Genomic DNA, 12,841 nt, shown 5'->3' on the forward strand with positions numbered 1-12,841 from the left:
CTCCTTTATCTGCATGCGCCCAGTATAAACCAACCAACCTGACAGCTCTCTGTCAGGTTGGCGTGCGGCTTCTATATCTTTTTGCAATATGCGCAGCACGACTGGCGATGATCTCCCGCAAATGGGCAGGCTCCATCACCTCTACGTGATGCCCCATGCCCAGAATAAACCGATACAGCCATTCGTCTTCCGGGTACGCCTTGTTCACCTGCCATCTGCCGTCCTCCATCCTCAAGAGCGCCTCAATGCCGAACCATTCCTCAGCCAGATGACGGGCTTCGGCATCGAAGCGCAGGACGATCTCTTCAGCCTGAGGCTGCTCGCACGGGCTTCCGCTAGTATTGGCGGCTTGCGTCGGGAGCACCCGGCGGACGAATGTCTGCCCCGAAGAGAGCTCCAGATCCTTCATTCTGTGCAGCTTAAACAGCCGGAACTGTTCCTTATCCAGGCAGTAAGCTTGCAGATACCACTGTCGTCCCTTCATAACGAGCGTATGCGGCTCGATCTCCCGATGCGACAACACGCCCTCAGCGTTGGAATAGATGAGTCCTACGACAAGGCAGCGATCTATCGCTTCCTTTAACAGCTGCAATTTGGGCTGCAGTCTCTCGTTGCCGTCCCAAGGCGCATAATCAATCCGCACGCTGCTTGTCTTATGATGAAATTCCTCGGCGCGATCGGGCGGGAAGACGCTGTTGATTTTCTCCATGAGCCGGAGATGCCGTTCGCTGCCGTATGAGGTCGAGATGCTTTTGAGCGCAGTAACGAGGGCGGCAAGCTCGTCGTTGGTCATCACATTCCGATCCAGACGGTAGCCTTCCGTCAACCCGATACCGCCGTTCGTTCCCTGGTAAGTAACGACCGGAATGCCCGCCGCATGGATCGCTTCGACATCCCGGTATATCGTCCGAATCGACACCTCGAACCGCTCCGCGAGCTCTTTGGCTTGCACGATACGACGATTCATGAGCAGGACAATAATGGATAATAATCGTTCCAGCTTCACTGCATGCACTCCTGACGCGATCTTCTTGGCTTCCTACTATTTCTCCCCCACGCTTAATAATCCTTGCATGGACTTCCAATCTTACTTGCCAAGCTGATGCTCGAGCGCCCAAAAAGGGCTGCGCCAGGTCGCATACTCACTTTTCATCAATCAACGACGTTAAACCACCCTGGAACATTGGTAATCATCCCCCACATGACATCGGGAATCATTAGCTCCTTTTGCGAAGAACGCGAGAGCGTCGTCGTGATTTCTGCTTGCCGTCCGTTCCTAACTTTTTCGACCCAATCCGGATTCAGCAGCATGGCATGCCCAAGCCCGACCAAAGGAATTCCGGTTGCGAGCGCCTGTACGACATCCTCGGGTGTCCACAACCCGCCGACGCCGATGACGGGAATACGGTCTCCCACGCGCTCCTGAATCATGACGATTCTTGACTTCTCGTTGTCCTTGTCCTCTTCTCTTCTTGGACCGGCCCAGAAGCGATCTACGGATACATGTATAAAATCCAAGCCTTGTGCCGCCAGTACTTCCACGAATTGAAGGGTGTCGGCCATCGTAATCCCGGGATTTTCATTTTCTTCCGGAGAGATTCGGTATCCGACCGCGAACGGCGATGCAGCGTGCTTGGCAACCGTATCCTTTACTCGCTTTATCAATTCGAGCGGGAAATTCATGCGCTTCTCCAGGGTCCCGCCCCAATGGTCTTCCCTGCGGTTCGAATGGGGAGAGAAAAATTGCTGAAGCAAAAAGCCGTTAGCCCCATGCAGCTCGACTCCGTCAAAGCCCGCTTCTATCGCCCTGCGAGTGGCCTGCGCAAAGTCATCGATGACCGCTTCGATTTCCGCTTCGGTCATCGCCCTGGGAACGGCTGCGCCCTCCCGCTCTGCCGCGACCGCACTGGCGCTGAGCGCTTGGCCGCCAGCCAGAAAGGCAGGCGTGCTCAAGCGACCGCCATGAAAAAGCTGAACGAACGCTTTCGTTCCATTGTTCCGAATGACGGACGCCATTTTCTTCAATCCCGGGAGCAGATCGTCTTTGTCGATCCCAAAGCCGTTCTCGGCAAGCTTACCGGACTGAGACACGAGTGCGCTGGAGGTAAAGAGTGTACCCGTTCCGCGTGACCGGAGATTATAATAAGCCAGTTCATTGTCCGTCACTTGTCCGTTAGATCGAGAGGCCATAAGGGTCATTGGGGCCATCGTAATCCGATTGTTGGCGGTGACGCCGGAAGGGAAACGGAAGGATGTAAATATAGATTCGTACGCGTTGTTCATGGTTAATCTCCTCTGTTTTTTATATTTCATTAAGGACCGATCAGTCCATAACAAACAAAATAATAATGGACTATTCAGTCCATAATGGTGAAAAAGAAAAACGAACCCCTTACTTGCGTTCGTTCAGCTTCTCCAGGATAACGGAAACGGTATCCTCCATGACGTCTCGATGTGCCTTCGCTCGAATCATCACATTGATTCCTTGCAGAGATACCGTCAGGAAGCGGGCAAGCTTGCGCGATTCTGTTCCCGTGCAGAGCGAACCGTTCTGTTTGCCTCGTTCGATGGTCGCCAGAAAAACCTGCTCGATTTCATGAAAGTCGCTTTCCACCATCTCCTGAAGTTTGGGATCGTGGGGAGCCAACTCAATCGCTTCATTCGCAGTCATGCAGCCCATTTGATTTCCCTTGCCGTCCAGTACCGTCTGGAAAGCGGTAGAGATCGCAAGATAGGCATTGGGCTGGCTCAAACATTCGGTGAAACCGTCCATCCGATCCTTTTTGTACAGCTGGAACGCCCGGAGAAACAACTCATGCTTGCTGCCGAAGGTCTCGTACAGGCTGCTCTTGCTCAGACCCGTAGCTTGAAGCAGATCGTTTAACGAGGTCGATTCAAAGCCCTTTGACCAAAATAGCGTCATGGCCTTCCTTAACACGTCTTCCTCATTGAAATTACGCGGCCTGGCCACTTTGCTTCACCACCTGAACAGCAGTATACAACATTACGGACCGATAAGTCCATAATGTTGTTGAACCATTTCTTGTTATGGATTTATGTCATGGATATATATAGACCAAGAGCCGAGAGACGAACTGACCCGGCCCTTGGTTTTTCGCATCTGTCGCAGGAGATATCGGTTGTTCGCTGCTCTTGAGGGGCAATCAGGATTAAAGGCTCGTCGCCGTCGTTCCCGCCATCAGGTCGGTCAGCGCATCCTGGATGACCGATGCCGGAATGGCAAATCCTATGCCTTGCGCTTCCGCGTTCACGGCCGTGTTCACGCCGATGACCTCGCCTTTATCGTTCAGAAGCGGACCGCCCGAGTTGCCCGGATTGATCGAGGCGTCGGTCTGCAGCAGATGCTCGTACTGATGCTCGGTACCGTCGTCTTCGGCGATCGCAATCGGGCGTTCCTTGGCGCTAAGCACGCCGACGGTCATCGTATGATCCAGTCCGTAAGGGTTGCCGATCGCGATCACCCAGTCTCCGATGTTGGCTTGATCCGAATCGCCGATCGTCAGGGCCGGGAACTTCTTGCCGTCCGGGCTTTCGACTTTGATTACGGCCAGATCGAGATCCTCGTTCGAATTGACGACCTTTGCCGTGAGCGGTTCGTCGTATCCAGGTACGGTTACCTTAAGTTCCGTCGCGTCCGCAATAACGTGTTCGTTCGTCAAGATATAGCCATCCTCGTTGAAAAAGAAGCCGGTTCCCGTGCCCATCAGCTCGGGCTCGCTGCTCTGCTGCGACTGCATCGATTGCCCGCGCGGATCCGTCCATCCGCCGCCGCGTCCTCCGAAGAGGCCGTTTGCCGACGACTGGCTCTCGACGCCGTAATTCTCGATCTCCACGACTGCGGGATTCGCCTGGTCGAACACGGTAGAGATCTTCTCGTCAACGCTCGAGGAAGCAGAGACCGACGCCGTCGTAAGTCCTGCTGCGTCCGAATAAGCGCTGCCGACTGCTGCCGACTCGACTGCCGCGGAGGCGCCTCCGGTGAACAGGTTTAGCCTATCGGACATGAAGGTCATTCCGCCGACGACCAGGGCGCCTATCAGGAACGAGGCGACGGCTAACTTGGGCGAGAAGCCCTTGGGGCGATTTCCGCGTCCGTTTCCGCGTCCGCCTTGACCGCCGCCGCCTTTCTCCGCTGCTGCCGCTTGTTCGGCTTCGGCTGCATTCAACTCTTCCTCGTAGAAGGAGCGCAACGATTCTACTCGGGTTGAAGAATCGTAGCGATAGATCGACACAGGCTCGTTTTTGTCGTTTATTTCATGGTTCTTCTCGTTATGTTCATTCATTCGAGTCATCCTCCCATGCTTGATTGCTATGACTCTATCTTGGACCCCCAACCTAAATCTGAGCTTAAATGAGCCTAAAAGGTTCCTGAAAGATTCAAGCTGCGCTTTGAGCAGAAACGCGAAGCTTCTTATGTGCCGCTCACATGCTCCGCGAGAAGATTGACAACGCTTTAACTCCCTGTGTATGATAAGAAAACAAATCCATAAACGCGCGTTCACAATCGTTGTTAATACTTCCATTCCACTCCGAGAGAAGGTCGCCGCATATGAAAAATTTTCTCTCCTTTGACGGCTTCATCCAGATCGCCATCGTCGTGCAAGATATCCAGAAGGCTGCGGAGACGTGGGCCCGCTTCTTCAACATCCCCGTTCCCGAGATCCGCTACCAGCCGCCCGGGCTCAATCCCGATCTGACTTATCGGGGCAAGCCGGCCGATTACGGCCTGAAGCTGGCGAATATCGAAGTCGGCCCATTCGTTATCGAGCTGCACGAGCCCGACGAGCGGGACAGCACGTTTCGCGAATTTCTCGACAAGCATGGCAACGGGGTGCATCATCTGGGCTTTCAGGTCGGCGAAAAGCGAGACGCGATTGTGGGCGAGTTGGAGGAAATGGGCTACGCAATGCGGACGATCGGCTATTATCCGGGCAGCAGCTGGACGATCGTGGACAGCGAAGACGATCTGGGCGTCAATCTGAACATCAAGCCGCGGGCCTAGCCCTTCCGGCTATAGACAAGGAGACAAGCGCAATGAACAGTCTAAAAGAACCTCGCAAGCTCGATGTCAGCCCGATCGTCAGCATCCTCGAGACCATCGACATTCACAGCGGCGAGCGCCGCGTCCTGGCGGAATTCGATCATTTGATCGAGGCGCCCAATTGGACCCGCGATGGCACCCGCCTGATCTACAACAGCCAAGGACGCCTATACGAATACGACCTTGCCACAGGGAGCAGCCAGGTAATTGACTCCGGCTTCGCGGTTCAATGCAACAACGACCACGTCCTGTCGCCCGACAACGACCGCGTCGCCGTGAGCCACCATACGTTCGAGGACGGCCAGTCGCGTATCTATGTCCTTCCCTTGCAAGGCGGACACCCCCTGCTCGTTACGCCACTGGCTCCCAGTTACCTGCACGGCTGGTCGCCCGACGGCAGCACGCTCGCTTATTGCGCGGAGCGAGACGGCGAGTACGACATCTACACGATTCCAGCAAACGGGGGCATCGAGACGCAACTGACGGACGCGCCCGGTCTGAGCGACGGCCCCGATTATTCGCCGGACGGCAAGCATATCTGGTTCAATTCCGTACGTTCCGGACTCATGCAGGTGTGGCGCATGAACGACGACGGCAGCGAGCAAGTACGCATGACGTTCGAGGAGAGCAACAACTGGTTTCCCCACGTCTCCCCGGACGGACAATGGGTCGTCTATATCGCATACCGCAAGGGCGACGTCGCACCCGGCGATCATCCCGCCAACAAGCACGTCGAGCTCCGCTTGATGCCCGCCGCCGGCGGCGAATCCCGTACCCTCGTCTCCTTATTTGGCGGACAGGGTACGCTTAACGTGAACTCCTGGGCGCCCGACAGCCGCACTTTGGCGTTCGTCAGCTATCGGCTTATAGAGTAAGTCATTTTTAGACTCATTTGAGGAGGCAGAGAGCACATGCAAAATACGATTCTGGGCACCACCTTCGTCTGCCAGATCGCGATCGTCGTACGCGATGCCGAGAAAGCGACCCGGCGGTTGGCCGAACTGCTCGGGGTCCCCGTCCCCGCCGTCAACACAGCCAACGCGGACGGGAGCGATACCGTCACCTATCTAGGCCAGCCGACGCCCGGCAGAGTCAAGCTCTCCTTCTTCGATCTCGAGAATACCGTCCTCGAATTCATCGAGCCAACGGACGACCCGACCACCTGGAAGGCGTTTCTCGAGACGAACGGACCCGGCGTCCATCATATCGCCTTCAAGGCGAAGGACCGGATGATGGAGACCGCCGCCAAGCTCGAAGCCTTCGGCTTCCCGCTCATCCAGAACGGCGACAAATACGCTTATGTCGACAGCACGGCCGATCTCGGCGTTATTCTGGAGCTGCTGGATATTGATTGATTGGCCTAGGCGCGACGGGTGCTTAGACAGAAGGGGCGCAGACACCGAATTGGTGCCTGCGCCTTTTTGGCAAAAGCGTCCTCTTCCCGTTCTAGCCCAGTTAATCCTCGTGCGAACCACCCGATCGAATCGTGGTATAGCACGCAGTTTTTAACCTTATAATGAGTGCATAGACGTGTAAGTGAACTTTAAGTTTAGTTAAAGTTGTTTTAAGTTTAATTGAAGTTTTTAGAGAAGACTGATAGAATGGAGACGAGGTGAGTGAACATGTTTGATGTGGTTGAAAAGGAAATGGCGATCTCACAAGCACTGACTATATCGGAAGCCATAAAACAACATCTCCAGCAGGAGGATCCCGCCAAAACAAAGCTTTTCGTTAAAGCGCTGGCTAATTATATCGAGCAGACCTCAACAAAAAACACGACGGACGTACTCCAATCCATTGAGCAGCATTTGTCGGTTGAGCATACGCCTCTCGCACTCCAACGCGCACTTCTCTACATGGTTACGCTCGGCGTAGAGTCCGATCCTACACCTTCCAGAACATTTACGACTGGCGATACCGCCCGTTTCTTCGGGGTTAGCGTAGCAACGATTAACAATTGGATTAACCAAGGACGTTTCCAAGGCGTAGAAAAAGGCGAACGTTTTAAACAAGCGCGCATACCGGAGAACGCGGTATATACGGCTCCGACCGGCACGCATTCTACGGTTGCGGAAGTTGCACAGCGTTACGAAGTTGAACAAGAACGCCTAGGCAGAAATAAACCAATGACAGCCGCCGAGGAACTGGCGGATCTCGCCAACGCCGTCGTGCATTTCGAAAAGAAATACGGCGGTCCTTGGGAAGAGACTTTGGCGAGCAGATGGGAACTTACGCCAGCCGAAGCGAGGGATTCGGAGCAATGGGCCGGTTTGCTTAAATCCATAGACAGGCGGCAAGAACGGTAGTGCGGCCTCCCTCTAATATCAGCCAATTAGAGAGGGACTTTAATTCCATTCTTCTGGATTCGCGTGATGGGGACGGCAGCGGTCTGCTGACAAGCATTCGCGTTACCCGTCATACATTCATCTTTAAAGACAGCTCGCGGCTGTTCGTGACCGAAGAAATAAGCGGCGGATTTATTGAAGTATCTTACTACAACTGGGTTGATCCAGATGGGCAGAACATTTTAAAATTTCATAGCGAGCCACATGATGGAGATCCGCGTTATCAGACAACCACAGAGCCCCATCACGTCCACCCGCCGCAAACATACGCGCTGACAAATCGAACCCGATTTCCTAATTTCCATCACCAAGAACTCCCCGTTATTATGGAGCATATTTTCTTCATGCTTCTTGCATCCAACAAGATTTAATTCTCCTCATCCTGCCAATAGATCTGAACTCACCTCCACCTCTCATCGTCTATATTGGAAACACCTAGGAGGGGAACAGCGTGGCTAGAACTGAAAATAAAACGGGTTGGAAGGGCTTAGGCAGCGTCGCCGCAATCCTAACGCTACTATCCGCCTGCTCGACGGCGGAGGCGCCCGGGCGGGATCCAGCGAGCGAGCAGCCTGCCGGTATAGCGACGTCCGCTACAGCGGAGAGCACCGACGCGAGCCGCAAGGCCGACGCCCCGGCAGCGCCCGAAGAGAAGACTGCCGGGACGGCGCCGGTTGCCTCTATACCGGACAAAGGCATTTATTTATATCCGGACACGGGCAAAACCGCGATTCTCGCCGTCGGAGATACGCGGCAGACGATGGATTGGAGATACTCGACCGTCCGTGGCGTGTTGCCGACACTGGCGATCGCCGACTACGATCAAGACGGCGACGACGAGCTGGCGGCCGTGCTGGAGCTGGGCTCGGGGACGGGCTTGCTGCTGGACGAGCTCCACATCGTGGAGCTGACGGGAACGGAAGGCGCGGGCGAGCGGCCATTTGCCGACCATGTTTTTCAGGAGGAGGACTACCTGGCACAGCTGGGGGATGCAATCTCGTTCGAAAAAGCGGAACAGGCGGGCAAATGGCTCGGCCGCATCACGGTTGGCGGTCGGACGTACGAGGTAGATCTGGATGCGTTTGCCAACGATTACGGCGCCGAAGCGATCGGGAAGGAACTGGGGTACGGCGCCGTTGTTTATTTTAAAGCAGAGGACACGGGAGTGAGCCTGCGGGCCGCGGTCGGCCTAGTTATCGACGGCCTTGCGGAGCCCCAATATTTTGGCGATATTACGGCTTCAGTTCATTATGGGACAGATGGGTTCGAGCTTGGTAACTTTGCCTTCGCAACCGAGTCCAGATGATCAACCGCCAACGTCGGCAAAATTAAACGCCAAGCTGCGCTGCACCTCAAATCGATTACTCGGCGCGGTTTCTTTGCCATCCAACACCATAAGCGAGATCGCGCGTACGCCTTCGAGCGACACGCGAATCGGACGTTCCGTGCGCAGCTCGTATGCCCATTTCCCCGGTGCAGTCCGCTTCCATTCGACCTGGATCATGCCCTTCCCCGCCAGCAGCGGCACGCTGCCGGAGGCATAATCCAGCGTCCCCGGCTGGAAGCACAGCCGGTAACGATACAGGTCTTCGCCCGCTTCCGGGATGAGGCCAAGCGCGTACCGCGACAGCTGCCAGGTCGGCGAAGCGGACCACGCGTGGCAGTGACTCCAGCGCGTATCGAACACCTCGAGCAGCGTCGTGACGCCCTGATCCAGCATCCACCCCCAGCACGTCCGGTACTGCTCCAGCGCGAAATCCGCCTCCCCGGCCTCCCACAACGCTTGCAGAGAGAAATGGGAGAAGCTCGGGGTAATCAGCCGCTCGTGATTGGCCGAAGGATGCGCAAGCCGGGGCGCGTCCGGATTGTTCGGGAAGCAGTTCATCATATGTTGCTTTATGAACGCGATCGCACGCAACTTCGTCTCTTCGTCGAACAAACCGTACAGCAAGCCGAGAACGGTAGCGTGATAACCGGCTTTCCTCTTTTCCGGCGTCGAAGGCGCGTCGGCCGACACGGATTTTGCCAACAAACCCTCCGCCGACCTATAGTGCTCCGCCACGATCTTGCCTATCTGTTCATGCTGTTCCCTGCGCTTCTCCGCTTTGTCGTGCAAGCCGCGCGCTTGCTCCCATGCTGCCATTTGCCCCAGCGTGTTCTGTAAAGTCAGATTGAGACTGACGTTGATGTCGCCGGGCACGACCGAGTGCCCCCAATCGATGAAGTCCCAAGTGTCAGCGGAAGGAAGCGTGCCTCGCGGCGTCATGTGCGCGAAAAAGTAGTCGATGGTGCGCTCCGCCGTCTCGTAGCATTCCTCCAGCAGGCTGGCGTCCCCGGTCAACCGGGCGTAGCGGATGCATCCGTCGATCCAATAGAGCGCGTACGTCGTTAAGTAAGCCTCTTGTCCGGGACAGAGTCCTGCGGCCAATCCGTCGTGCCTGCAGCGATAGGAAGCCTGCTGCAGTCCCCGGCGAACGAGCTCGAGATCCCCGAAGGTGACGCCGAGCACTTCCATGCCGATGACGGCAGCGTCGCCGATCCATTGCCCCCGCTCTCTCGTCGGCGTATCGATCAGCGCGTCCTCCGCGCAGGCGCGCAGCGTCTCTACGCCGAGGCGCCAAATATCGTTCAGCTGCGCATCGCTGCAACGGAAGGTGCCGACCGATTCGCCGTAGCGGGTGCGCAGAATGCCTTCCACGCGAAGCGAGACTACCTCGGACGGGACAGCGGCAATGTGGACTTCGATAAAGCGGAATCCGCGCGGCGCAAACGTGAGCAGCTGTTGCGGTCCGCCCGCGGCGATCCATCGGTCGACATGGCAGGACGTGCTGGCCGACAGCGGGATGACCGGGAATACGCGTCCGTCGGTCAGCGATTCGGCGTAGCCCGCCTCAACGATTGTCCCCCGCGGCACATCGATCGTCATGCACGGTCGGTACAAGCCGATTTTGCCCAAGTCGAGCCGCACCCAGACGCCGTCGTCCGGCAGCTGCGGCTGCAGATCCCGGCTTATGAACCGCACCGGCGGATCGTCGTTCACGTAGCCGAATCGGTCGGCATACGTGCCGCGTGCAATTTCGGTGGCCGCGACCGGCAGACGGAGACAGTCGCCGACCGTACTGGGACGGTAAGCGGCATCCCCAAGCGGGTGATCGATTTCGAGCGCTTCCGCCCACCCCTCCCCGTCGAACGCCTGACGCACATCAGGCAGCAGCCTCGTGTCGCATCTTTCCATCCAGCCCAGTTGCCCGTTGACCCGCCGGTCGATCGGCTCGAAGGCGTCCAACTCCTTGCACCTCCACGCCAGCGGAATCGGCCCGTTTTTCCCGGTCGCCTGGCACTGCAGGAAGGGATGAATGCCTCCCATCAAAATGCGCGTATGCACCCCGTAATCGTGCACGATGACGGACAGGATACGGCGCCCGGCCGGCAAATGCACGGTGTGAACATCGTATTCCGGGTGGTCGGGCGAGAATCGCGCAGGTCCCTCCGCGATTTCCTCTCCATCCAGGTAGATCCTGTACAGGCTGCTGCCGAACACATTCAGCTGCACGTCGCCGGCTTCATCAAGCGCCAACACCGATTGGAATAGTACATATACATTTTGCGTGCGGGAAGGCGACGGATGCCACAAACAGGGCACGTTCTTCATGCAAGACAGCCTCCTTGTCTTATGCTTACGCCGATTGTACCAATCGGACGGCAGCATGCAGGAGGCCGCAGATTTCATAGAAGGTGGACAATTTGATCAATTCTTTTTTCGCGAAAATACAGGTCAATCCCGATGGAGGAAAATGCGGCGATATTGATTCGGGCTAAATCCTTCGATCCTTCGGAAGAGCCGGCTGAAATACCTGGTGTCCGCATAGCCGCAGGCATATGCGACTTCCTGTACCAGGAGATCCGTGCTTAGCAGCAGCATGGCGCCCTTTTCGATCCGAAGCTTGGTGAAATATTCATGAGGCGTGCAGCCCGTCTGCTCTTTGAATAAACGGTGAAAATGCGGCGCACTGAAAAACACCGTCTCCTGCCATTGATTTAAAATGTCATCGGTAACGGGACTGCGTCCGATCGCGTCATGCATTTTCAAAATGTAATTCGTAATGTCCGAGCGGTCCCTCGGCTTGCCATTTTTCCGTCCGGTCAGCAGCGTACACGCGGCGTTCCCGTCCTGCAGTTGCCTCGACAAGTCGAGCAGTAACCGCAGGAACAGGACCTGCAGCTCCAGTTTCCGCAGCGGCCGATCATGGCGGAACGCTTCGACAATCTCCCTGACGAGGGCAAGGGTATCATCGTTGGCCCCGTCGACCCGCACCATATTCGGCAGCCATAACGAGCCCAGCTTGGCCGCTTCCCCGGGAAGCTCGTCCGGCCGAATCGGCCCTTCCCGCTCCCCGACAATTTGAAGGAGCCCTTCTTCCGAATGCGGTTCCCAGTCAAAATGGACCGCCGAATGCGCATGTCCGAGCGACGCGTCGGGATCGTCCTTGAAAGAGTGAAGGATGCCGGGCGGAATCATCAGCAGCGACCGCTCCTCGTACGGAAAGGCGCCGAGCTCCGTAAAAATCGTGCCCCGGCCGCGCTCGATCAGTATCAGCTCGTGATCGAACAAATAACGCGAAGGCACCCTCATCGGATATTCCGTAAAGTGGGCGAACCGGACATAAGGCCTGATCTCGCGGAACTGCGCCAGCTGTACGAAGGGGAGCATCGTCATTCTCCTCTATGCTTGTGTTCGGTCATATCCAAGAGACGCTGCAGGCTCGCGATACCCCGCATCTGCCTGGCCAGCGCATGATCGATGTATTCCAGCGCTTTACGGGCAATGTCCTTGGCCTGCGCGATGTTATGCTGGTCAAGCTTCGACAATACTTCACGGACCGTATCTAAGGAATAGACGGCCCGTTGAACCGTTCGGATGACAAGCACCCTACGAATATCCGAGGGACTATACATACGGAATCGGCTCTCTTGCCGACGTTGAGGCTTAATAAGCCCTTCCTTTTCCCAATGCCGTATCGATGAGGCGGATACGTTCGCTTCTTCGGCCACCTCGCCAATCGTAAACGAGCTTTTATTGCGGTAAGCCGGCAGGTCGCTCAGCGCTGTCAGATCGAGCATGTTCACTGTTTTTTGTACGGTTTCTTTTTCCGTATGCAGACGGACCTGCGCCTTGTTAATTAACCATAAGGCATCAAGTATTTCTCCGCGAACGATGCGCGGCATCGCCTCCCGAATCAAGTTCATCCCGAAGCCGGCGTACATGTCGCGAATGCATTGAAAATAAGCTTCATGTTCCTTGCTATAAACCCGGTAGCCATTGGCCGCTCTCTCGACGGGAGGGACGATTCCCCAGGCTTCATAATGCCTTAATGCACTCGTGCTTATATTCAATTTTTTGGCGATCTCAATTCCCTTCATTTCGGCCTCCTTG

The 12,841-nt window shown here is 56.1% G+C and carries 13 protein-coding genes; 6 read left to right on the forward strand and 7 right to left on the reverse strand.

Going from position 1 to position 12,841, the window contains the following annotated elements:
* Positions 1-52 precede the first annotated feature (52 nt).
* The 4 genes from ACFOTD_RS06490 to ACFOTD_RS06505 all read right to left on the reverse strand — a co-directional run bounded on the left by ACFOTD_RS06490 (position 53) and on the right by ACFOTD_RS06505 (position 4,304).
* Positions 53-1,006: a helix-turn-helix transcriptional regulator gene (locus tag ACFOTD_RS06490; protein WP_378116891.1), complete on the reverse strand. Its 954-nt coding sequence runs from the start codon at positions 1,004-1,006 to the stop codon at positions 53-55.
* 146 nt (positions 1,007-1,152) lie between these two features.
* Positions 1,153-2,283, reverse strand: coding sequence for an NADH-dependent flavin oxidoreductase (locus tag ACFOTD_RS06495; RefSeq protein ID WP_378116893.1), 1,131 nt, complete (start codon positions 2,281-2,283; stop codon positions 1,153-1,155).
* 109 nt (positions 2,284-2,392) lie between these two features.
* On the reverse strand, positions 2,393-2,971 hold the full coding sequence (locus ACFOTD_RS06500; RefSeq protein WP_378116895.1) for a TetR/AcrR family transcriptional regulator: 579 nt from the start codon (positions 2,969-2,971) through the stop codon (positions 2,393-2,395).
* 199 nt (positions 2,972-3,170) lie between these two features.
* Entirely contained in the window at positions 3,171-4,304 is a 1,134-nt protein-coding gene (locus tag ACFOTD_RS06505) for a S1C family serine protease (protein WP_378116896.1), read from the reverse strand.
* Positions 4,305-4,570: 266 nt separating this feature from the next.
* Here ACFOTD_RS06505 and ACFOTD_RS06510 point away from each other — a divergent pair, with 266 nt between their 5' ends.
* From ACFOTD_RS06510 to ACFOTD_RS06535, 6 genes are all read left to right on the forward strand, one after another.
* Positions 4,571-5,023 (forward strand): VOC family protein, encoded by a 453-nt coding sequence (locus tag ACFOTD_RS06510; RefSeq protein ID WP_378116898.1) that lies wholly within the window; start codon positions 4,571-4,573, stop codon positions 5,021-5,023.
* A 32-nt stretch (positions 5,024-5,055) separates the two neighbouring features.
* Positions 5,056-5,937 (forward strand): TolB family protein, encoded by an 882-nt coding sequence (locus tag ACFOTD_RS06515; RefSeq protein WP_378116899.1) that lies wholly within the window; start codon positions 5,056-5,058, stop codon positions 5,935-5,937.
* 36 nt (positions 5,938-5,973) lie between these two features.
* Positions 5,974-6,417, forward strand: a complete 444-nt coding sequence (locus tag ACFOTD_RS06520) for a VOC family protein (RefSeq protein ID WP_378116901.1) — start codon at positions 5,974-5,976, stop codon at positions 6,415-6,417.
* 267 nt (positions 6,418-6,684) lie between these two features.
* On the forward strand, positions 6,685-7,368 hold the full coding sequence (locus tag ACFOTD_RS06525; protein WP_378117074.1) for a helix-turn-helix domain-containing protein: 684 nt from the start codon (positions 6,685-6,687) through the stop codon (positions 7,366-7,368).
* Positions 7,369-7,514: 146 nt separating this feature from the next.
* Entirely contained in the window at positions 7,515-7,778 is a 264-nt protein-coding gene (locus tag ACFOTD_RS06530) for a hypothetical protein (RefSeq protein ID WP_483862633.1), read from the forward strand.
* Positions 7,779-7,858: 80 nt separating this feature from the next.
* Positions 7,859-8,713 carry a hypothetical protein gene (locus ACFOTD_RS06535; protein WP_378116903.1) on the forward strand — a complete coding sequence of 285 codons (855 nt, stop codon included), beginning with the start codon at positions 7,859-7,861 and terminating at the stop codon, positions 8,711-8,713.
* Here the strand turns inward: ACFOTD_RS06535 and ACFOTD_RS06540 are convergent, their stop codons facing one another.
* The 3 genes from ACFOTD_RS06540 to ACFOTD_RS06550 form a co-directional block, all read right to left on the reverse strand.
* Positions 8,714-11,059, reverse strand: a complete 2,346-nt coding sequence (locus ACFOTD_RS06540) for an alpha-L-rhamnosidase-related protein (RefSeq protein ID WP_378116905.1) — start codon at positions 11,057-11,059, stop codon at positions 8,714-8,716.
* A gap of 123 nt (positions 11,060-11,182) precedes the next feature.
* A complete protein-coding gene (locus tag ACFOTD_RS06545; protein WP_378116907.1) occupies positions 11,183-12,118 on the reverse strand; it encodes an AraC family transcriptional regulator in 936 nt (311 codons plus the stop codon).
* Between the two features lie 2 nt (positions 12,119-12,120).
* A complete protein-coding gene (locus ACFOTD_RS06550) occupies positions 12,121-12,828 on the reverse strand; it encodes a MerR family transcriptional regulator (protein ID WP_378116908.1) in 708 nt (235 codons plus the stop codon).
* Positions 12,829-12,841 lie beyond the last annotated feature (13 nt).

This window comes from Cohnella sp. GCM10012308 (genome assembly GCF_042649185.1).
GTDB lineage: Bacteria > Bacillota > Bacilli > Paenibacillales > Paenibacillaceae > Cohnella.